We start from the raw sequence: 20,878 nt of genomic DNA, 5'->3' as shown, positions 1-20,878 counted from the left end.
CTTATTTTACGTCCTTACGCCACACCACGCGGTTCACGTAGTCGGTGTAGCTGTGAATGATGCGTACCACCTTGTCCGACACGTTGGGCATGGAGTAATCGGCCACCCGGCGCAGCAGACGCTCCTCGCCGCGTGGCTGGTCTTCCAGAATGGCGAGGGCCTGCATGATGCGCTCGGGGCTGAGGCCCACCATCATTACGCTGGCCTCCTCCATCCCCTCGGGGCGCTCGTGGGCCTCGCGGATGTTCAGCGCGGGGAAATTCAGGATGCTCGATTCCTCGGTGATGGTGCCCGAGTCGGACAGCACGGCGCGGGCGTGCATTTGCAGGTGGTTGTAGTCGTGGAAGCCCAGCGGCTTCATCAGTTCCACGCGGGGGTCGAACTGCACGCCTTTTTCATCAATGCGCTTTTGGGTGCGCGGGTGGGTCGAGACAATCACGCGCTGGTCGTACTTCTGAGCAATCGTGTTGAGCGACTCGACCAGTCCCGCGAGGTTGCGGTCATAGTCGATGTTTTCCTCGCGGTGGGCGCTCACAAGGAAATACTCGCCTGCCTTCAGGTTCAGGCGCTCCAGCACATCCGAGGCCTCAATTTGCGGCAGGTAGTGGTTAAGCACCTCGAACATCGGGCTGCCGGTCTTGATGACGCGGTCGGGCGACATGCCCTCGCGCAGCAGATACTCGCGGGCAATATCGCTGTAGGTGAGGTTGATATCGGCGGTGTGGTCCACGATACGGCGGTTGGTTTCCTCCGGCACCCGCTGGTCGAAGCAGCGGTTCCCGGCCTCCATATGGAAGATAGGAATCTTGCGCCGCTTGGCCGGAATAGCCGACAGGCACGAGTTGGTGTCGCCCAGAATCAGGACGGCGTCGGGCTGCTCCTCGGCCATCACCGCGTCCACCTTGATCAGAATGTTGCCGATGGTCTCGGCAGCGGTGCCGACGGCAGCATTCAGAAAGTGGTCGGGCTTCTTGACGCCCAGGTCACGGAAGAAAATTTCGTTCAGCTCGTAGTCGTAGTTCTGACCGGTGTGAACGATGACGTGATCGGTGTACTGGTCAAGCCGCGCCAGCACCCGCGACAGCCGGATGATTTCCGGACGGGTACCCACCACACTCATGACTTTCAGCTTCTTGACAGGATTCGTTTCGCTCATTGAGGTTCCACCATTTCCATAACCTGGTCGGGGTTGGCCGGGTCGAACAGTTCGTTGGTCCAGAACATGGTCAGCAGGGTACTGTCACCCACGTTGGTGATGTTGTGGGTATGCAGCGTGGGAATATCCACATAGGACGGCTGGTCGCCCGACACGCGGAAGACCTGTACCTCGTCACCGAAGATGTGCCGCAGCCGAATTTCCGCCTCGCCGCCCGACACCAGGAAACGTTCCACCTTGCGGGTGTGAAAGTGGTTGCCACGGGTGATGCCGGGGTGGGTGGTGGACATGAAGGTCTGCCCACCGCTGGGGCTCTTGATGGCTTCAAACAGGCTGCCGCGCAGGTCGGTGTGCAGCTTGAGGGCCACCGGGTAGTGCTGTGGGTACAGGTACGAACGGTACATGTTGAACAGGTCGCGCCGGAACGGGTCGCTGATGTCAGGGATGATGTGTTCTGCGTAGGTGCGGCGCATTTCCTGCAGCGTCTCCAGCAGACCGCGCACCGTCAGCTGCGTGCCCTCTACCCTCACAGTGCCGGTCTGGCCTTCTTGCACCATCCGCCACATCCGCCGCGAGGCTTCCTGCGCGTGAATCTGCTCGATAGGAGCGTCACTGTCCACGCTGGGTTCCTCGCCGGCAGCCAGCTGATGGCAGAAGGTCGCGACCACCGAGTTGTAAAAGGGCTTGCCACCTTCGCCAAACACACCGGGCAGCACCACGTTGGTGAACTTGCCGCCGCTGGCCTGCGCCCAAGCTTCCAGCACCTCGGCAGCGCGGCGCTTGGACTGACCGTAGGGCGTGTCGCGCTCGATGTGGGTGGAGGACGAAAACAGCACATGCGCCCGGCTCTCCGCCTCTTCCAGGGCGGCCACCAGCTGCTCCGTCAGGGCTACGTTGGTGCGGGCCACTTCCTGCTCGTCGCCACGGTTCATGCCGGCCAAGTGGAAGACCACGTCTGCGTTACGCACGCTTTCAGCCAGCCGCGCGGAACCAGCGAACTCTTCGCGGCCCACAGGAACGACTTCCACCTCCTCAAAAGCCCGTAGGTAAGCCCGCAGATGGGTGCCCAGCATCCCATGAGCGCCGGTCACCACCACTTTCATCGCTTGGCTCTCCAGGCGGCCAGTTCAGCTTGCACAGCGGGCAGCGTCAGCAGCAGTTCTTCCACCTGCTTGACGTTCAGGCGCTCGGTGTTGTGCGAGTGGTAGTCCTCCAGGAAAATTTCCTCGCGGTTCCCTTCGCTGAAGTACTTGGCGTAGTTCAGGTCGCGCACGTCCATGCGGACCCGCAGGTAGTCGCCCATGTCCTCACTCTGGGCAATCTCGCCAGAGGAAGCCAGCACCTCGAACAGCTTCTCGGCATGCCGGGTTCCGATCACTTCAATCGGCACATCGGCCTCAAACAGGTTGACCAGCGCCTGGGCCAGGTCGGCCACCGTGCTGGCGGGAGCCTTACGCACGAAAATGTCCCCCTGTTGCGCGTGCTCGAAGGCGAACAGCACCAGGTCAATGGCGCTGCGCAGCGAGAGCAGGAAGCGGGTCATGTTGGGGTCGGTGACGGTCAGGGGCTTGCCCGCCTTGATTTGCTCGATAAACAGCGGAATCACCGAGCCGCGCGAATACATCACGTTGCCGTAGCGCACGCTGGAAATGGTGGTCGCTCCCTCGGTCCCCACCAGGCGGCGAGCGGCGGCGGTGGCTACTTTTTCCATCAGCCCCTTGGTCATGCCCATGGCGTTCACCGGCTGCACGGCCTTGTCGGTACTCAGGCACACCAGTGACCCCACGCCATGGTCGATGGCCGACTCGATGACGTTGTGTGACCCCACCACATTGGTCAGCACAGCCTGCATGGGAAAGAACTCGCAGCTGGGCACCTGCTTGAGCGCCGCCGCATGAAACGCCAGGTCTACACCGGCCATTGCCTGGTCCACTGAAGCGCGGTCACGAATATCCCCGATGTAGAACTTCACCTTGGGGTTCTTCATGCGGACCCGCATGTGCTCCTGCTTCAGCTCGTCACGGCTGAATACGCGGATTTCCTTAACATCGCTGTCTTTGATGAGCTGCAGCAGTTCATTGCCGAAAGAGCCGGTGCCGCCGGTAATCAGAACCGTCTTGCCAGCCATATCCTGTAGATTAGTCACGGGTCATTTCCTCCAATTTCAACATATCCCACTCTTTACAACGCATCGTCACGCACGGGGAAATTAATGTCCCCGCAGACGCAGCCGGTAGGTACGGGTCACCAGCCAGACCAGGGTAATGACGATAAAGGCGCTCAGGGAATCCAGGGCAATACCGACCTGGTTGTTGGCCGACAGAAACAGCGACATGGTGGTCATGAAGCTGAATACGGCCGTGGCGAGCAGGGATTCGTTTAGCACAGCGTCCTTCCAGGACAGCGCCGTGACCAGACCCACCAGGAACATCACGAACGGGACCAACCAGAAGCTGATATCGCTGGCCCAGGACGTGTAGGCGGTCGACCAGCGCACGCCGTTGTCCCAGCCACGGCGGTCAATCTTGTTGGGGTAACTGTGCTCCAGATACTCTTCGCCCATTACGGCGTCCGAGAGCGGTTTGAGGGCGGGGGCATTGCCAAAAGGAAAGGTGGTATTGAACGGCTCCTGCAGGGCCAGGCTCATGCCGTAATAGCCGTGTGTGGCGTAAGCGACAGTCAGGCCGTAAACGTAGCCCAGCGGCGTGTCGGTTCCGCGTGCACAGACTCCGGCTTCTATCACGCAAATGTTGGTCTGGCCCCCGGTCCGGGTCAGCTTGCGCTGCGAGAACACGCTCAAAAAACCCACCAGCGTCACCACGGCAAGAGTGACGAACAGCAGGCTGCGGGCCAACTGCGCCAGGCTGACCCGGCCGGTCAGCGAGCGGTAGTAGTTCACGGCCGTCGCAGTCAGGAAAATCACGGCGATGTCGAAGATTTCCTTGTCGGTTCCCCGGAACACCGAAAACAGCACCCAGAACAGGTACACCGCGAGCAGCGCACCCTTTTCCCAGGGCTTCAGCCGCCGGAAGTTCATGGTGGCGTAAATCAGACCCAGGGTAATCAGGGGCTGCAGGACAATTTTGAGCAGGACAAATGGTGCGTTCAGCAGGCTGCTGGACGTTTCGCCGTAACGCAGGGTGTCGTAGTAGTTTTCTTGCTGGTCCCCAAAAATTCGGGCTGTATTCCAGAAGAACTCGCCAGTGTAGACGTAGATGGAGGCCGCGAAAACCAGGACACCTACGAGCAGGAGGACGCCCAGGTGGCGCACAACCCAGTCCGTCACCTCGCGGCCCGGCCGGCCCACCTGGCGCTGAGCGCCAAAGACGTACCCGGCGGTATAGAACACGAAGAACGCCGTGAGCAGGCCGGACATCAGCCCGGCGTTGCGGATAGGCCAGGCAAAAGGACCGTACAGGAACGCCAGATAGGTGCCCACATTGAACAGGGCAAATACCAGATAAGGCAGGTACAGTTTGCCCAGATTACGCTGGCCCGCAGTGTCCGCTGCGCGGGACGGCAAGCGCGGCGAACCGGCAGAATCGCTAGGGAGCCGGACGGGCGTGCGGCGCAGCTGCGTCACTGCGCGCTCTCCAGGCCTGCCTGTGCCATTTCCTCGACCTGTTCGGCAATCCGGTCCGCCGTCATGTGGGCGTAGTAGTAGGCGTGTCCGCTGCGGCCCCACTCGCTCCGCTGCGGGGTGGCTACCATCTCAGCAATGGCCGCGGCAATCTGCTGCGGGTCGTCGCTGTGCAGCTTGCGCCCACCCTGCGCCGTCTCCTGCACGAAGCTGCCGAAATCGGAACCCTCCTCGGTGATGGCCAGCACCGGCAGCGCCACCCGGAAATAGTCGATCACCTTGGACGGGAAAGAATCGGTCTTCGCGTTCGGGTCGGTGATGATCAGGCCCAGCCAGGCCCCGGCAATTTCACGCTGATACTGCTCACGGCTCACCTGACCCATCAGCCGGACGTTCTTCAGTCCACGCTCACGAATTAAAGCTTCCAGCGCCGGTTGCAGTGGCCCACGTCCATAGATTCGTAACTCGATGTCGGCGGGCAGGAACTCGGCCGCCCGCACCAGGGCTTCGATGTTGCGCCCTGGTGCCAGCTGGCCGCCGAACACGCAGTATTTCTGAGCGTCGGGTTCGCGTAAGGGAAGCCGTTCGCTGCCACCCCAGATAGGCAGCAGCCGCAGCCGCGAATCATCTTTCCAGCCGAATACTCGCCTGAACGACTCGCGGTTCTTCGGCGACATCAGCCCAATCACGTCCATCTGCCGCAGCAGGTGCAGCTCGGCGGCATGCAACCCCTTCTCGATAGGGCCACGCGGAATCATGCCCAGCTCAACTTGGTGATACGGGAAAAAGTCCCAGTACACGGCCAGCTTGCGCCGGGCTTTCAAGCGGTTCAGGGCAATCAGTGGATAGGCGACGAACAGCGGCGAATAGTAGATGGCCAGGTCGTACCGTTTACTCAGCGCCTGCCCGAACGAGAGGTACTTCAGCGGCGCCAGGGACCACTTGCGGGCCATTGCGACCAGGCCCTTACCTCTGGGCATGGTACGGTCCACATGTAAGGTCTGCCCCTCCCGGTACTTCACCTTCGGCTCGGCTTCAGCCTCCCAGTCCACGTACAGCACGGTGACATGGTGCCCCCGCACAGTCAGGGCGTCGGCCAGCTCGTTGGTGAGGTAGGGCGACGACCCGGTTTCGTCGTATTTGGCAACCACCATTGCAATGTTCATTGTGTTCTCCCTTTGAAATGCAGCCCTGCCGCTATGGCCAGACCCAACGCAGCGCTGAGAAATAGAGCTTGGTACAATCCTTCTAGCGAATTTCCCAGCGGGGTCTGGGTGATCAGCAGCAGCAGCAACGCCGCCTGCCCGAGTTCCATCGCGATATACGATTTGAACCGCCGGTGAGCAATGAAGGTGTACATCAAGACCATAGTCAGCACTTTGAGGCTGTCTACCCCCACCTGCCAGGGCACGAATTCACGGCCCCATAGGTAATCCACCGTAAACAATAGCTGTACGGCCAGGTCATAAAAAAGATAAAACAGCAGCCCCACCCCGGCCATGGCTCCCAGGTTCAATAGCGCTGCTTGCTTTAGCAAAGGCCGTTCGTCATCTACTGCGTGTAGCCGCTGCATAAAAAAGTGCGTGAAATAGATGGCGAAAATCTGCATGTAGACATCGGACAGCCGGGACAACACCTGCCACATGGCGACCGTGTCCCAACCTGCACCGGCTGCCAGCCGACTGCGGGCCAGGACCAGCACGGCCGGCAAAAACAAGATGGCCGAGAACATGGCAGCCGAGTCGCCCAGCTTGCGCCGGAGGGAGTCCCAGGTCAACCTTTGCCAGCGCAGCGGCAACGGCCGCGCCACAAACATGACGGCAGCGGGTCCCAGCAAGAACAGCAGATAGCCCAGGCTGAGGCCAACCAGGCCCGGCAGAAAAGTCACGCAGGCTCCGAACGCCGCCACACCGGCCAGCACGCCGTAAACCTGCAAGGTGGCGTTGCGCCGCTGCTGCCCGCTGCCGCTCAGGTAGGACAACGCGAAGGTGTAAAAGGAGAAGGCGGGGATGCTCAGGGCCAGCAACATGACCGGCAGGGTCAGCCGTTCTGTGCCCAGCCAGGAATGGCCAAAGAACGGATAGAGCCCCAGAAAGACTGCCCCGGCCAGCACGGAAAACAGCAGGGCGGTCCAGAAGTATTCCAGACCAGTCTGCTCGCGCTCCTGCTCATCTGCGGCCGAAACGTCGCGAATCACCGCGTTGTTCAGTCCAGCCGAAGACAGCATGTTGACGATGGCAGACACGGCGACGAACTGCCCGAACACACCGAAATCATCCGGTGACAGCACAGTAGCTGCCACCTTATTGATCAGCAGGACACCTGCAATCTTAAAGAAGTTGGCCGAAATCAGGGCAACGAACGGATGTCTCAGTAAGTTCAGCACTTGGGTCTGGTCCGCAAAAAGCGGATTTTATCCTTCCGCTCGGCTCTTGGGACTGTAGGAGTAGGAGTAGGAGTAGCTGCTCTCCGCACTTTGGCTCTGCTTGTTGATGACGAAGCCCAGCAGGTTCAGCCCAGCGCGCTCGGCCCGGCGAACGGAATTCCGGATGGCCCGCAAGTCAGTCTGTCCGGATTCCGTCACCAGCACCACACCGTCGGCCACCTTACCGAGCACCAGGCCGTCCGCCAGGGCAAGCAGCGGAGCACTGTCAATCAGAATCAGGTCGTACCGCGAGCGCCACAGCCCAATGGCCTCGGACAGCTGTGCAGCGTTCAGGGCCCCCAGGCTGTCCTGCATGCCCTGACCGGCTGGCAACAGGTGAACATTGTCCTCGGTGGCCAGCACCTGAACGTTGTAGGGGTCCCGCAGCGCACTGGGCGTATCCTGCGCGCCGTTTTCTCCTATCATCGAAGTCCAGGTGGGAACAGACCCGTTGAGGTACTTCTGCCAGACCTGGACCTGGGTGCCGCGGCGCAGGTCAGCATCTATAATCAAGACCTTTTTGCCGGTACCAGCCAGTGCGTCCGCAAGCGTTGCCGTGACACTGGATTTGCCTTCACCGGGCGCGGAGCTGGTCACCATAATCACCGGGCGCTCGACACCTTGCAGCGCGGAAAGCAGGTTCACGCGCAGGAAGCCAATGGCTTCGTACAGCCCGGCTTGCCTGGCGGCCCGTACCATACCCCGCATCATGACGTCACGCTGGCGCAATTTGGGCAGGCTGGCCAGGGTAGGCAGGCCCAGGTCGAGCAGGTCGTCCTCACTGCGCACCTTGCGGTCCGCCACGGCCATCAGTGTGGCGAACCCCAGGCCCAGCAGCAGACCGGCGATACCTGCCAACGCAGCATTCCTTACGGGTTGGGGCTCCACGGGGGACAGCGGAGTAATGGCTTCCGAGAGCGGCTGCAACACTCCTGAAATCGACTGCTCCAAGATACCGACCTGGGTCAGGCTCTGCTGCAAGGCAGTCTGCCGGGACGCCAGCAGCGACCTTTCCGGACTTCCGGCCCGTGCAGCTTTCAGTTCAGCTTCTACCTGACTCAGCTGCGCCTCAAAGCCCTGCTGAGCCTGCCGAACACTGGCCAGAGCGCGGTCCTTGTCCCATTCCAGCAGCGACTGGGCAGCCAAATTCGCCAGGGTCCGCGCCGCTTCGGGGGTATTGGCACGGCCCGCTACGGTATAGATGCCGTTCCCGTAAAGGTCGAGCCTTGAAGTGAGCCGCACCGTCTCCATGCTGCGCTCAGCCAATTCGGTCTGCAGGTTCTCGATCAGCCTCTGCTGCTCCGGCTCAGGGATAGCAGCATTCTGGGCAATCCTGGCCGTCAGTGGTCCCATGACCGAGGTACTTTGCAGGGCCTGGGCTACGGCACCTTCGGGCAAAGGAGGTGCTTTGACCAAAGCCTCTCCCAACACGCTGTCCGCCGCCTGAGCCGACCCGCCAGTCACCAGCAAGGAGGCCTGCGCCTCGTACACGGCCGGCTTGGAGCGCGACCAGAAATAGGTCAGGCCTGCCAGCGCGAGGCTAAGGGCAAGAATCCAAGGAAGTGCACGTTTCAGACGGTGCCATAGGGTCGTGAGGTCTAGTTCCTGTTCATGAGATTGAGTCACAAGTTACCTGTTTACCTTTCAAGACCTACATCGTGAGATGAGGATTGCTGCTCCACATCATACGAAAACATTCTGACATAGCCCCCTTTTCTGACGAGACAGGCGCAGCTGACCAGCCTTGATGTCGGATCCCGGTGCCCGGCAAAGGACGGCCCGCTGGCAGAAAAAAACTGTGGACGAATTCGCTGGGAATCCGTCCACAGTAAGGCGCAATCAGGAAAATGGCTTGAGGCTCAGTTGCTCAGGCGCTTCAATTTAGGCCGGCCCCAGAAACGGTGTTGGGCCAGCGTCTGCACAAATTCGGCCATATCGGGAGCGTCGGCGCTGAGAATTCCCAGGGCTTTCATGCCGCTGAGGTCACCCACCAGCGCGGCCAGGTCGGAACCCTGCAGAAGCTGCTGACCTTCGCCGTAAGCGGCGATGGGCTTGCCGTGCTTGTAAGCTTCCAGCAGGTAGGCATGGGCGTCGCCGTCTTCCAGCAGCGCGGCGACGCTCTGGGCACCGCCCGGCACGATAACAGCGTCGAACAACACCATATGGGAGTTGCTGATGGTCTTTTTGGCTTCGGCGCCGCCGTCCAGCATACCCAGGTGCTGTCCCAGGACCTCGCCCTTGGCATCCTCGGCTTCCAGTGCCTGCTTGATGGCGTCCACCTGAGCACCGTCCACTCCGTCGGCGGCCAGAATCGCCACCATGCGGTTACGGATACCCTTCGGCGGCTGGGCTTCCATACTCAGTCCCTTGGACTTGCTCAGGCCGCCCGAGGCCGTAGGAGCCGCTTCGGCCTTGGCCAGCAGCTGCATCTCCTCGGCACAGTCCGCGGTTCCGCCAGGCTTGACCACCTCGTCCGCGCGGGGAGCTTCGCCCAGGGCCACAGCCACCTGCGAGGCCAGCAGCGGATGAATCTGTTCCAGATGATCCAGCATCGCCACACGCACGTGGCGGGTTTCCACCTTGCTCAGCTCGAACTGCAGCGCCTTGCACAGGTGTTCACGCTCAATGGGCTCCAGCGAGTTCCAGAACAGGCGCGCCTGACCGTAGTGGTCACCGAAGCTCTCGGCCCGCTTGCGCAGCTTCTCGCCACTGATGGGCTCGGGGTAGCTCACGAAGCCGCCCTGATCGCGGGGCACTTCCTGCGGGGAGCCGCCGTCCAGCGAAGCAGGGTGGTACGACACGCGGCCCGGGTTGATGACGTGGCGCATGAAGCCGTCGCGCTGGTTGTTGGCGACCGGGTTCAGCGGGCGGTTGATAGGCAGGTGCTGCCAGTTCGGCCCGCCCAAGCGGATCAGCTGGGTGTCCAGGTAGGAGAACAGCCGGCCCTGCATCAGCGGGTCGTTGGTGAAATCCATGCCCTGCACCAGGTTGGTGGGCTTGTAGCCGACCTGCTCGGTCTCGGCGAAGAAGTTGTCGGGGTTGCGGTTCAGCACCATCCGGCCGATGACCTTGAGCGGCACCAGCTCTTCGGGAATGATCTTGGTGGCGTCCAGAATGTCGAAGTCCCAGCCGTCGGCCTCTTCCTGAGTAAACAGCTGCACGGCCAGGTCCCATTCCAGCGTGCCGCCCTGGTCAATGGTTTCCCACATGGCGCGGCGCTGGAAATCGGGGTCCTTGCCCATAATCTTCTGCGACTCGTCCCAGACCAGCGAGTGCACGCCGTTGACCGGCTTCCAGTGGTACTTTACGAAGGTGCTCTGGCCCTGGGCGTTAATCAGGCGGAAGGTGTGGACGCCGAAGCCCTCCATGGTGTCGAAGTAGCGGGGCAGGGTGCGGTCCGACATCTGCCACATGATCATGTGCATGGACTCGGGCGTCAGGCTGATGAAATCCCAGAAGGTGTCGTGGGCGCTGGCGGCCTGCGGCATTTCATGGTGCGGCTCGGGCTTGACGGCGTGCACCAGGTCCGGGAACTTGATGGCGTCCTGAATAAAGAACACCGGGATGTTGTTGCCCACAATGTCCCAGTTGCCTTCGTCGGTGTAGAACCGCACCGAGAAGCCGCGCACGTCGCGGGGGGTGTCCGCCGAACCACGGAAACCGGCCACGGTGGAGAAGCGGGTAAACACCGGGGTCTGCTTGCCCACTTCGGTCAGCACCCGGGCGGTGGTGTACTGCTCCAGCGACTCGGTCAGTTCGAAGTAGCCGTGTGCCGCCGAACCGCGTGCGTGCACGATACGCTCGGGAATACGCTCGTGGTCGAAGTGGTGAATCTTCTCGCGCAGCAGGTAGTCTTCCAGCAGGGTGGGGCCACGCACGCCGGCCTTGAGCGAGTTCAGGTCGTCGCTGATGGCATGGCCGAAGTTGTCGGTCAGGCGGTCCTGTTCGCTGCGGGGGGCCGTATCACGGGCCAGGTCGTCGGATTTGGCGTTGGTGTGGGCCTTGTCCTGATTATGGATAGGGTCGGAAGGGTCATGCCGCACGGAGGCGGCAGGCTGGCTGGTTTCTGACTTGGGCATGATGGGTTCCTCCAGAGAACAGCGGCTGAGAAGCAGCACAGAACGTGGGAAAGGGACACGCAAGCAACTGCGCCTCTTGCCTTACCCTAACCGGGGGGCCAGCTGGAGGGTGATAGAAAAGTAAAGGCGCTTAGCGGTTTTGTGCTGCCCGCAAAAGCCCTCCCATTTCACTCGGAAATGGAAGGGGAAAAGCAGCTGCCACTACGTCGTGCGCTCACCCGGTGCTTCCGACCGTATGAGAGCCGCTTCAGTGCTCACACTGACAGTCAGTGTAAAGGGCCGGCGGTTCCGCAGTCAGCCGTATCAGCGGGTCAGCCGCTCTGTGAACTCCACCAACCGCTCAGCCTGGTGGCGGATGGCCGCTTTCTTCTCTTCAGACAGGTCACCGCCCGCCGTCACGCTTGCACCGTAAGGGTTGCCTCCAGCTTTGGAGACGACATCGGAGGTGAAGCCGGGAGGCACGATCACGTCACCCCAGTGGGCAGCCATCACGTAGAGGCCTTGCAGGGTCATTTCCTGACCGCCGTGATTGTTGGCCGCTGAGGTCATGGCGCTGAAGGTCTTGTTGGCCAGCGCGCCCTCGGCCCACAGACCCCCAAGGGTGTCGATAAAGGCCTGCGCCTGACTGGGCACGTTGCCGTAGCGGGTCGGCACGCTGAGCAGATAGCCCTCGGCCCAGCGCATGTCGTCATGCGACACTTCCGGCACGTCGGCCGTCTGGTCCTGCATGGCTTTCCAGGCGGCCTGACCATCAATCACACTCTGGGGAGCCGTTTCGGGGAACTTGCGCAGGCGCACTTCGGCTCCCTTCGCTTCGGCGGCTGCCTGGGCTTCTTTGGCCATCGCGTAGTTGGTGCCGTAGGTGGTGTAGTAGGCAATCAGGATTTTGGGGGCCATCGGTGAACTCCTTGGTGAATAGAGGCAAATGGGAAGCAGGTGTTATCACACCTATTTGAGACTGGCCCAGCATGCCACATCTTCAGCAGGGATTCAAGAGGTAAAGCGGTTTATAAAATGAAGCCAAACCGCAACTGGCCACAGCAGGGCCATAGGAACAGCTTGCCGCCTATGGCCCCACCACCTGAGCGCCACCTAACGGTATTTCAGCGCCTGCATCAGCTCCTCGACGATTTCGGCACTGTCGCCGCGTTCACTGGCAGTTGCCACATGGGCGTGCAGGTGGCCGCGCAGAACGACGCTACCGGCACCGTCCAGAGCACCCTGCACTGCCTTGATTTGCCGTAGCACGTCCATGCAGTACACCTCCGGGTCGTCGAGCATCTTCACGATGCTCTGCAGATGTCCCTGCGCCACACTGAGGCGGCGGCGGGCGGCCAGCCGCTCGGCTTGCGGCATACAGAGCGGTCCGGCCGTGCAGTGAGGGGGAGCGTCCCCAGCCCGCTTTTCCCCAGCCGCAGCCCCAGCCCCTTTTTCTCCAGACACCTTCAGCTGTGACGCGCCATGCCGGCGGGAGTGGCGACATAGCCTTCTTCTGCCACAGCCGCAATCATGGCCGCCTGCTCAGCATTGCCCTGGACCGCCGCCCTGCCCTCTTCCAGGCTGACCGTGACCAGCTCTACCCCCGGTACCCCGCGTAGCGCCTTTTCCACCGCCGCGACGCAGTGGCCGCAGCTCATGCCCTCAATGTTCAGCTCGGTCATCATCTGATTGTTCTGGATTTGGGTCATGGAGTCAGCATAGCTCTACGCAGTGGGGCACGGAAAGAGATGGATGAAGACAGCTTTAATTCTCTACCCTCCCCAGGGGGGTAGGCTAAAAAGCATGACAGCGAAGGAACTGCGACTTCCGGTAGAGGGCATGACCTGCGCCGCGTGTGTGGGCCGGGTGGAGCGGGCCCTACAGAAAGTGCCGGGTGTAGAAGAAGCCCAGGTCAACCTGGCCACCGAGGCAGCCAATGTCCACTATGACCCGGCAGCGGTCGCCCCTGAGCAGCTGGTCTAGGCGGTACAGCAGGCAGGCTATAGCGTGGAGACTGCCGCAGCCGACTTCGGGGTCACCGGGATGACCTGCGCCGCGTGTGTGGGCCGGGTAGAACGCGCCCTGAAAAAGGCACCCGGCGTGCTGGACGCCAGTGTGAACCTGGCCACTGAGCGGGCCAGCGTGCGCTATCTGCCTGGCGTGTCGAGCGCCGAGGACCTGTACGCCGCCGTGGAAGCTGCCGGCTACGGGACGGAGCGACCAAGCATGGCCGGGGCCAGCGCTGGCCCAGCAGCGGACCCGCAGGAACGGGCCAGCGCTGGGCTGAGGCGTGACCTGGGCCGAAGCGCAGCCTTCGCCGTGCCGCTGTTTCTGCTGAGCATGGGGCCGATGCTATACCCGCCGCTGCACCACTGGCTGCTGAGTACAGTGGGCGAAGGCACGCTGAACTGGCTGATGCTGGCACTGGCGGTGCCGGTGCAGTTCTGGGTGGGGCGACGCTTTTACCGCGCCGGCTGGGGAGCGCTGCGCCATGGCAGTCCTGACATGAACACCCTGGTCATGATAGGCACCACGGCGGCCTTTGCGTACTCGGCGCTGGTCACCCTGGCGCCCGGCCTGCTGCCGCCTGCTGCCCGGCACGTGTATTTCGAGGCCAGCGGCGTGGTTATCACGCTGGTGCTGCTGGGCAAATACCTGGAAAGCCTGGCCAAGAGCCGCTCCAGCGGGGCCATGCGGGCGCTGCTGCAACTGCGCCCCCCCGAAGCCTGGCTTCTGGAAGGAGACGCGGTGCAGCGGGTGCCGGCCGAGAGCGTGCGCCGTGGTCAGCGGGTGCAGATCCGTACTGGCGAGAAGGTGCCGGTAGACGGCGTCATCGTGCAGGGAGAGTCATATCTGGACGAAAGCATGCTCACCGGCGAGAGCGTGCCGGTCGCCAAAGGTCCCGGCGACGAGGTGACCGGCGGCACCCTGAACGGCTCCGGCCTGCTGACGGTGGAGGCCACCCGGGTGGGCGCGGCCTCAGCACTGGCACAAATCATCGCCCTGGTGGAGCAGGCGCAGAGCGAAAAACCGCCGATTCAGGGGCTGGCCGACCGGGTGGTGGCCGCCTTCGTGCCGGTGGTGCTGGTCATTGCGGCCCTCACCTTCGCCGCCTGGCTGATATGGGGCGGAGAAGCGGCGCTGCCACAGGCACTGATTCACACCGTGGCCGTGCTGATTATCGCCTGTCCCTGCGCGATGGGCCTGGCCACTCCGGTCAGCGTGATGGTGGGCAGCGGCAAGGCCGCCGAACTGGGCGTGCTGTTCGGTGGAGGCCGGGCGCTGGAGCAACTGCACCGGGTAGATGTGGTGGCCCTCGACAAGACCGGCACGCTCACTGCAGGCCGCCCCACGCTGACCGCACTGCACCTCTCCCCCACCGCAGCCTGGACAGAGAGCGAGGTGCTGGCCCTGGCCGCCAGCGCTGAAGCGGGCAGCGACCACCCTATCGCCCACGCCCTGTTGACGGCGGCGCAGGAGAGGGAACTCGCCCTGACTGCGGCCACGGGCTTGGTGACCGAAGCGGGCTACGGGCTTACCGCACAGGTGGGCGGGCACCGCGTGCAGCTGGGTGCCGAGCAGTATATGGCACGGCTGGGGCTGGACACCTCATCCTGGGGAGCGGCCCTGGCCGAGCTGGGCCAGCAGGCGGCCACTCCGGTCTTCGTGGCGGTGGACGGTCAGCCGGCTGCACTGCTGGGCGTGAGTGACCCCCTCAAACCGGGCAGCCGTGAAGCCGTAGCCGAACTGCACCGCCAGGGCTACCGGGTCATGATGGTGACTGGCGACAGTCAGGCCACGGCCCGCGCCATCGCTGCGCAGGTGGGCCTGGACCCGGACCGGGAGGTGCGCGCCGAGGTGCTGCCTGCAGACAAGGCGGCCGCAGTAGAAGACCTGCAGGCCCAGGGCCTGAAAGTGGCGATGGTGGGCGACGGCATCAACGACGCTCCGGCGCTGGCCCGCGCCGACGTGGGCGTGGCCCTGGGCACCGGCACCGATGTGGCTGCCCAAACGGCCGACGTGCTGCTGATGTCGGGGGACCTGCGCGGTGTGCCCAACGCTGCCGCGCTGAGCGCCGCCACCCTGCGCAACATTCGCCTGAACCTGTTCTGGGCTTTCGCCTACAACGTGCTGTTGATTCCGGTGGCTGCCGGGGTGCTGAGCCGCTGGGGGCTGGGTCTTTCACCCGTGCTGGCAGCGGCCGCAATGGGCCTGAGCAGCGTGTTCGTGATGAGCAATGCGCTGCGACTGCGGGGATTCAGGCCGCCGCTGGAGCGTGCGGAAGTCTCAGCGCCCTCCCAGGCAGCGGCGAGACTTTCAACTTGAAAGTTGGCCGGCTTTCGCCCCACGTTTCATCCGGGCAGTCAGGCGCAGGAAGCGGGTCAGCTGCAAAATTGCTGCGGCCAGTAGCCCCACCAGTAGCCCGTACCACAGGCCACGCGGCCCCAGGTCCAGCACGAAAGCCAGCAGGTAACCCACCGGCATTCCCAAACCCCAGAAGCTGGCGAGAGACAGCAGCAGCGGCACACGGGTGTCCTGCAGGCCACGCAGCGACGCGTTGGCGCTCACCTGCACGCCGTCTACCACCTGAAACAGCGCCGCAATCGCCAGCAGACTGACTGTGGTGGCTATCAAAGCAGTGTTGGCCGGGTCACTGGTATTCACGAACACGCCGATGAACCGCTGGGGCATCAATGTTTCGAGCACAGCAAACAGCAGCATGACTCCCGCTGCCAGTGCGATGCCCAGCAGCCCGGCCCGGCGCGCCAGCCGCAGCCGACCCGCGCCGGCTGCCTGGGCCACCCGGATACTGGCAGCCGTTGAGAGGCCCAGGGGAATCATGAACAGGGCCGTAATAATCTGAAAGGCCACATTGTGCGCTGCCAGGGCCTGATTGCCGAAATTGCCCATCAGCAGCGAGGTGACGCTGAACATGCCTGCCTCGGCTCCCAGGGTCAGACCGATGGGCCAGCCCAGCGAGAAGAGGCTGCGGACCTCCGCCCGCATCGGTGTACCGGGCATGAGGGGTTCCACCCGGCGCAGCACCTGCGGCAGCAAAGTCAGGAACATGACCCAGGCGGCCAGGGCCGAAGCTGCCGCCGCACCGGACAGTCCCAGCGCCGGCAGCGGTCCCCAGCCAAAGGCCAGCGCCGGCGATGCCAGCGATACGGTGGCGACCCCCAGCGCCGCGATCAGCGTGACCACGCCCGGGCGCCCGGTGGCTTCCATCGCGCCGCGCAGCGCTGTGAACAGCAGGACAGCCGGCATTCCCAGGGCATACAGGCGCAGATAGCTGGCCACCAACCCGGTGTCCAGTTCGGGCGGGGCAAAGCGGTGCAGTTGCGTGGACAGCAGATAGGTAAATGGCAGCATGACGCCGGCCAGCAGCAGCGCCAGCCGGAAGCCGGCATGCAGGGCGCGGGTCACGCCCTGGTGATCGCCGGCACCGTGGGCCGCAGCAGCGCGGGGAGCCACCGCCAGCATCATTCCGCTCAGCGCCACGAAAAACAGGTAATAAATGGCACTGCCGTAAGCGGCCGCTGCCAGTTCACCCTGTCCTAGCCGCCCAATCACCGCTGTGCTGACCAGCGCGAGCGCATTGGCTGCGAACTGTGAGAGCACCACCGGCCCGGCGAGGCGAGCCAGGGCACGCAGCTCGGCGCCGGTATGTTCGGCCGGCCCTGATACGGGGTCAGCACTTGGGGAGACAGGTGGACCTTCAGGCAGCGACATCGGCGGGCAGTCTAAACCATTTGCCTCAGCAGAGCGGCCCCAAGTCATCTCCAGGCGGCGCAAATTCGCTTGCCGGCCCGGGAAGATGAGCCTAGGCTGAGAGCGACATTCCTCTTCCCCCAGGAGAAAAACCATGAAAAAGACTGCTCTGCTGCTGGCCCTCGCCCTGAGCCTGACTCCTACGGCCTCCGCTCTGGACCGGGTGCCCGGCACCTGGACCTACTACTCGGTGTCCAGCGATCCCATTACCGATGTGAACACCAGCCTGGTCATCGTGGACGAGGTCAACGACACCTATGGCTCGACAGCCCTGGGTTTCAAGTGCTCCAGCGGCCCTTACCCCGGCCTCTGGAGCCTGGTGAAAAGTAAGAACCCCCTGCTGGACCCCGTAACAGAGATTCTTCCCACTGCAACGGTGCGGATTGGTTCACGGCCGCCGCAGACCATTTACGGTGATTCGCTGTCCTCTACCACACTGAACGGCGATACGGACCCTGCGGCCATCGGCTTCCCTGAGGGCATCACCCGCGAGATGGCTGCTGGCCTCTTCCGGGGCGAACGGGTCGTGATTCGGCTGGACCGCGACCCCAGCGTGGGCCGGCAGACCCTGACCTACACTTTCCCGGCCGACGGCTTCAAGGCGGCCTGGAACGCTGTCAACCGCTGCCAGCAGGGCCGGGGGGCTGCGGCTGCGCCGACCACGCCGGCCAGCCGGGCACCCGCTTCCTCGGCTCCAGCAAGCGCCCGCAGCGGTGAGGCTCCCAAATTCACGCAGTGGCATTTCACCACCTGCACTGACACGGTCAGCGGCGCCGTGCGTTCGCAGCTGCGGGCCGGTCAGACCCACCGCTGCCAGCTGGTGATTGACACAGTGCCCAACGGCGCTGCACCGGTCAGCGCAGCTTTCACCTACGAACTGGAATATGTGGAGGGTGGCCGCAGCGGCAAACTGACGCTGGACACCCGCGATGTCTGGCAGGCGGGCGGCAGCGGCCCGATTCTGCACCGTGCCGAGGGCAGCCGCCTGATTTTCAACCTGCCGCTGAATGTCCGCGTCCGTCCGGAGCGGCGCTATACATCCATCAACGTGACGGCCAAGCTGACTTTCGACAACGGTGCCACCAAACAAGTGTACGAGAGGCTGCCGGTCATTCCCTGAACAGCCCAGGCGAACAGGGCCGCCAGGATATGTTCCCCGGCGGCCCTGTTTGCAGGCTTACCCCTGCACCTTGGGCAGCAGACCGGCCTGCATCAGCAGAGGAATCAGGATGATGGCGGCTCCGGTGGCCAGCGACAGCCACACGGCGCCCCGGCCTCCCGGCAGCTGGGCCTGCCCTGGCCGCTCACGGTAGGCACGCAGGACCAGGAGCCCTGGCAACAGCACTGTATACAGCACCGCCAGCAAGCCGGCGTAACCCAGCAGCGCCACGAACCCCTGCGGATAGAGGGTCGCCAGGAGCGTAGGCGGCACGAAGGTCAGCAGCCCCAGCCACAGCCACGCCCCACGCGCAGGCAGCCGGGTGCCCAAAACGTCGCGCAGCAAGTGCAGCAGTGCCAACCCAACTCCCAGCACCGAGGTGGTCAGGGCCAGCGCCGAGAAGGCCCGCACCCCCTGGCTCAGTGCGGCGCTGCCGGTCGCCGCACCCACAGCAGCACTCAGCTCGTCCAGGCTGCCTACCTGCAACAGTTCCGCCTGCGGAATCAGTCCATGAATGGCGAGCTGCCACAGCAGATACACGGCCAGTGGCAGCCCCGTGCCCCACACGATGGCGCGGCGCAGTTCACGCTGGTCGCCTTCCAGGTACTCGGTCACGCTGGGAATCACCGCGTGGAAGCCGAACGCCGTAAAGAAAATGGGCAGGGCCGAGAAGTACAGCGCCGGTTGCTGGGGCGCGGTCAGCAGCAGCTGGGGCACTGTGCGCGGGAGGACCAATGCCAGAATCAGGCCGAAGACTGCCAACTTGAGCGCAAAGAGCACCCGCGTCAGCCCGTCTACGGTGCGGGTTCCCAGGAGCACGGCGGCAGCCACCAGCAGAGCGTACAGGACACTGCTGGCGGTGCTTCCCAGGGGCAGAAGCCCGCCCAGCAGGCCGCCGCCGCCATTCACGTAGGCGGCCGAAATCGCGTACATGAACAGCAGCAAGATCGCGGTCACGGTCCACTTGCCGGCCGGACCGAAATAATGCCCGGCCAGGCTGGCCAGCCCCTCGCGGGCCGAGTGGTGGCGGTAGACTTCGGCAAATTGCAGTGCCGTGTAGGCCGACAGCGCCCACATGCTCAGCAGGGCCAGCGTGGTCAGGCCAAAGCCCATGCCCGCCGAAGTGAGTGGCATGGCCAGCATGCCTGCCCCGATGGTGGTCCCGGCGATAATCAGGGCGCTGCCCCAGGTGCGGCCCGCCTGCGGCGTCCGTGCGGAATGGTCAGTCATGGCAGTGTGGCCCCTTCGTCATGCGCTCAGTGTTCCCCGCCCAGGCTGCGCAGGTCCGGGCGTGAGAGGCCACACTAGAGAACCTGTGCCTGGCAAGTCAATTGTCTGCTGCCCAGGTCAAAGAAGCCGCGCGGGCAATTTACTGACCAGTGGTCTTGGGCCAGCGCACACCCGACACCACCTCGGCGCCAGTGCGGGCCAGCTGATACAGGAACAGCGGGTGGTACAGCTCGGCTGGGTGGTCAGGGGCGTCCCAGGTCTGGGCGCAGCTGGCCGGCAGCACGATGCGCTGCCCCAGCCCCCGGTGCTGCGAGCGCGTCAGCAGGTGCAGGCCCAGGCTATAGAGGCATAGGTCCGTCACATCGCCAATCACGATCACGGTGCGCGGGCCTGCCGCCTCCAGCCAGTGTTCCAGCTCGGGGGTGTGGTGGCTGGCGATGGAATTCTTGTAGAAGTACGAAAATTCGCCCGCCGCCGGCAGGGCCAGCAGCTCGGGCACCCACTCGGCCTCGGAAGTGCCCTGCACGCAGTGGGGTGGGTATGCACGGAACTCTTCAGCGTCCTGTGGGTGGGCATCGGCCATCAGTCCCACATGGGCGGCGGGGAGACCGGCGGCCAGCCCCTGGGCAATCAGTTCTGCGCTGGGCGCGATGATGCCCTCCACGCGGGGACTGGCCAGCGCGCCCTCACGCGCAAAGCCGTTGATGATATCCACCGCCACTACGGCCACCGAGCTCAGGTCCTCGCCGCTCAGGTCCAGAGCCGGCCGGCTGGCGAGCCAGCGGTTCACTTCATCTAGATGGGGCTGTACAGGTTGGGTCATGCGTGCAGTTTAGGGCGCGGAGGCCGGCCACGTACCTCTTAGAAACCCTGCCACCAGTTGCCGAACACCAGGAAGTTCAGCGCCGTGGTGACCAGCGCCGCGACCAACAGGGTAATGGCCGGATTGGCGCCCTGCCGGATATTCATAGAGGACTGCACGGCCAGGTACCCGTAGTAGATGAGGGCCAGCGAAATCAGCAAGCTGACGAAGAACCCCAGCACCGGAATCCAGCCCAGGGCGCTGCTCAGCAGGCTGAGCGGTACGAAGAACAGCGCGAAGGTGTAGGCCACCTCGGCGTAGCGGCCAGTACCACCGAAAAACTGCTTGCCCACCCAGTACACCACGCCGGTAAAGATGGCGAACTGAATGGGAATGCCCACCAGCCGGTTCACGAACTGCACCCAGGGGGAAATGTCGGCGTGCCAGGGCATAAAGGCCATCAGCCCTGCCACGGCCGCCGAGACGATGCTGGCCAGCAGCACGTACATCAGCGCTTCGTTCACGCCACCCTTGCGCTCAAACAGCTCAAAGGTCCGGACGCTGGGACGGGTCAGCACAGCGAGGCTCTGCTGCATCTCGTCTCCTACCGAGCGGCGAATGTGGTCGGTCAAGGTCATGCCTCCCAGCATAGCGGCCCCGCCGAAAAAACCGCATGATAACCGGGCGGGCACAAGC

Annotated in this window: 16 protein-coding genes and 1 pseudogene; 2 read left to right on the top strand and 15 right to left on the bottom strand. The window is 63.5% G+C overall.

Translation table 11 applies throughout. From position 1 onward, the window contains the following. Position 1 precedes the first annotated feature (1 nt). From wecB to DEIPR_RS10395, 11 genes are all read right to left on the bottom strand, one after another. Complete coding sequence (gene wecB, locus DEIPR_RS10445) at positions 2-1,156, bottom strand: non-hydrolyzing UDP-N-acetylglucosamine 2-epimerase (protein ID WP_013622923.1); 1,155 nt, start codon at positions 1,154-1,156, stop codon at positions 2-4. Next, positions 1,153-2,259 carry a polysaccharide biosynthesis C-terminal domain-containing protein gene (locus DEIPR_RS10440; protein WP_013622922.1) on the bottom strand — a complete coding sequence of 369 codons (1,107 nt, stop codon included), beginning with the start codon at positions 2,257-2,259 and terminating at the stop codon, positions 1,153-1,155. Before DEIPR_RS10440 ends, wecB begins: the two co-directional genes overlap by 4 nt. Continuing rightward, positions 2,256-3,284 (bottom strand): polysaccharide biosynthesis protein, encoded by a 1,029-nt coding sequence (locus DEIPR_RS10435; RefSeq protein ID WP_041222956.1) that lies wholly within the window; start codon positions 3,282-3,284, stop codon positions 2,256-2,258. The genes DEIPR_RS10440 and DEIPR_RS10435 overlap by 4 nt, the downstream gene beginning before the upstream one ends. A gap of 81 nt (positions 3,285-3,365) precedes the next feature. Next, a complete protein-coding gene (locus tag DEIPR_RS10430; protein WP_013622920.1) occupies positions 3,366-4,739 on the bottom strand; it encodes a hypothetical protein in 1,374 nt (457 codons plus the stop codon). Continuing rightward, positions 4,736-5,902, bottom strand: coding sequence for a glycosyltransferase family 4 protein (locus tag DEIPR_RS10425; RefSeq protein ID WP_013622919.1), 1,167 nt, complete (start codon positions 5,900-5,902; stop codon positions 4,736-4,738). Before DEIPR_RS10425 ends, DEIPR_RS10430 begins: the two co-directional genes overlap by 4 nt. Further along, positions 5,899-7,122 (bottom strand): O-antigen translocase, encoded by a 1,224-nt coding sequence (locus DEIPR_RS10420; protein ID WP_013622918.1) that lies wholly within the window; start codon positions 7,120-7,122, stop codon positions 5,899-5,901. The genes DEIPR_RS10425 and DEIPR_RS10420 overlap by 4 nt, the downstream gene beginning before the upstream one ends. Before the next feature lie 27 nt (positions 7,123-7,149). Continuing rightward, on the bottom strand, positions 7,150-8,787 hold the full coding sequence (locus tag DEIPR_RS10415) for a tyrosine-protein kinase domain-containing protein (protein WP_013622917.1): 1,638 nt from the start codon (positions 8,785-8,787) through the stop codon (positions 7,150-7,152). A 233-nt stretch (positions 8,788-9,020) separates the two neighbouring features. Beyond that, on the bottom strand, positions 9,021-11,240 hold the full coding sequence (locus tag DEIPR_RS10410) for a catalase (protein ID WP_013622916.1): 2,220 nt from the start codon (positions 11,238-11,240) through the stop codon (positions 9,021-9,023). Between the two features lie 303 nt (positions 11,241-11,543). Next, complete coding sequence (wrbA, locus tag DEIPR_RS10405) at positions 11,544-12,137, bottom strand: NAD(P)H:quinone oxidoreductase type IV (protein ID WP_013622915.1); 594 nt, start codon at positions 12,135-12,137, stop codon at positions 11,544-11,546. A 195-nt stretch (positions 12,138-12,332) separates the two neighbouring features. Further along, the gene (locus tag DEIPR_RS10400) at positions 12,333-12,596 is read right to left on the bottom strand and encodes a metal-sensitive transcriptional regulator (RefSeq protein WP_013622914.1); all 264 of its coding nucleotides are present in this window, start codon (positions 12,594-12,596) and stop codon (positions 12,333-12,335) included. Positions 12,597-12,685: 89 nt separating this feature from the next. Next, complete coding sequence (locus tag DEIPR_RS10395) at positions 12,686-12,928, bottom strand: CopZ family metallochaperone (RefSeq protein ID WP_013622913.1); 243 nt, start codon at positions 12,926-12,928, stop codon at positions 12,686-12,688. Between the two features lie 94 nt (positions 12,929-13,022). On the opposite strand from DEIPR_RS10395, the pseudogene DEIPR_RS10390 reads away from it, so the two are divergent. Then, a pseudogene (locus DEIPR_RS10390) lies at positions 13,023-15,545 on the top strand (heavy metal translocating P-type ATPase). Here the strand turns inward: DEIPR_RS10390 and DEIPR_RS10385 are convergent. After that, entirely contained in the window at positions 15,537-16,952 is a 1,416-nt protein-coding gene (locus tag DEIPR_RS10385) for an MATE family efflux transporter (RefSeq protein ID WP_013622910.1), read from the bottom strand. The pseudogene DEIPR_RS10390 and the gene DEIPR_RS10385 overlap by 9 nt on opposite strands. Before the next feature lie 133 nt (positions 16,953-17,085). On the opposite strand from DEIPR_RS10385, the gene DEIPR_RS10380 reads away from it, so the two are divergent. Then, positions 17,086-18,111 carry a hypothetical protein gene (locus DEIPR_RS10380; RefSeq protein WP_013622909.1) on the top strand — a complete coding sequence of 342 codons (1,026 nt, stop codon included), beginning with the start codon at positions 17,086-17,088 and terminating at the stop codon, positions 18,109-18,111. A 57-nt stretch (positions 18,112-18,168) separates the two neighbouring features. Here DEIPR_RS10380 and DEIPR_RS10375 read toward each other — a convergent pair whose 3' ends face one another. The 3 genes from DEIPR_RS10375 to DEIPR_RS10365 form a co-directional block, all read right to left on the bottom strand. Next, complete coding sequence (locus DEIPR_RS10375; protein ID WP_013622908.1) at positions 18,169-19,380, bottom strand: aromatic amino acid transport family protein; 1,212 nt, start codon at positions 19,378-19,380, stop codon at positions 18,169-18,171. Positions 19,381-19,519: 139 nt separating this feature from the next. Then, positions 19,520-20,203, bottom strand: a complete 684-nt coding sequence (locus DEIPR_RS10370; protein WP_013622907.1) for a cysteine hydrolase family protein — start codon at positions 20,201-20,203, stop codon at positions 19,520-19,522. Between the two features lie 38 nt (positions 20,204-20,241). Further along, complete coding sequence (locus DEIPR_RS10365; RefSeq protein WP_148231949.1) at positions 20,242-20,820, bottom strand: YIP1 family protein; 579 nt, start codon at positions 20,818-20,820, stop codon at positions 20,242-20,244. Positions 20,821-20,878 lie beyond the last annotated feature (58 nt).

Source organism: Deinococcus proteolyticus MRP (assembly GCF_000190555.1).
Lineage (GTDB): Bacteria > Deinococcota > Deinococci > Deinococcales > Deinococcaceae > Deinococcus > Deinococcus proteolyticus.
The sequence above is the reverse complement of the archived record's forward strand: the minus strand, read 5'-3'. Positions and strand labels throughout refer to the sequence as shown.

Bases quoted from the DNA above. Each gene is read 5' to 3' on its own strand.
- wecB (WP_013622923.1), bottom strand. From the start codon at position 1,156: ATGAGCGAAACGAATCCTGTCAAGAAGCTGAAAGTCATGAGTGTGGTG.
- DEIPR_RS10440 (WP_013622922.1), bottom strand. From the start codon at position 2,259: ATGAAAGTGGTGGTGACCGGCGCTCATGGGATGCTGGGCACCCATCTG.
- DEIPR_RS10435 (WP_041222956.1), bottom strand. From the start codon at position 3,284: ATGGCTGGCAAGACGGTTCTGATTACCGGCGGCACCGGCTCTTTCGGC.
- DEIPR_RS10425 (WP_013622919.1), bottom strand. From the start codon at position 5,902: ATGAACATTGCAATGGTGGTTGCCAAATACGACGAAACCGGGTCGTCG.
- DEIPR_RS10410 (WP_013622916.1), bottom strand. From the start codon at position 11,240: ATGCCCAAGTCAGAAACCAGCCAGCCTGCCGCCTCCGTGCGGCATGAC.
- wrbA (WP_013622915.1), bottom strand. From the start codon at position 12,137: ATGGCCCCCAAAATCCTGATTGCCTACTACACCACCTACGGCACCAAC.
- DEIPR_RS10400 (WP_013622914.1), bottom strand. From the start codon at position 12,596: ATGCCGCAAGCCGAGCGGCTGGCCGCCCGCCGCCGCCTCAGTGTGGCG.
- DEIPR_RS10395 (WP_013622913.1), bottom strand. From the start codon at position 12,928: ATGACCCAAATCCAGAACAATCAGATGATGACCGAGCTGAACATTGAG.
- DEIPR_RS10385 (WP_013622910.1), bottom strand. From the start codon at position 16,952: ATGTCGCTGCCTGAAGGTCCACCTGTCTCCCCAAGTGCTGACCCCGTA.
- DEIPR_RS10380 (WP_013622909.1), top strand. From the start codon at position 17,086: ATGAAAAAGACTGCTCTGCTGCTGGCCCTCGCCCTGAGCCTGACTCCT.
- DEIPR_RS10375 (WP_013622908.1), bottom strand. From the start codon at position 19,380: ATGACTGACCATTCCGCACGGACGCCGCAGGCGGGCCGCACCTGGGGC.
- DEIPR_RS10370 (WP_013622907.1), bottom strand. From the start codon at position 20,203: ATGACCCAACCTGTACAGCCCCATCTAGATGAAGTGAACCGCTGGCTC.
- DEIPR_RS10365 (WP_148231949.1), bottom strand. From the start codon at position 20,820: ATGACCTTGACCGACCACATTCGCCGCTCGGTAGGAGACGAGATGCAG.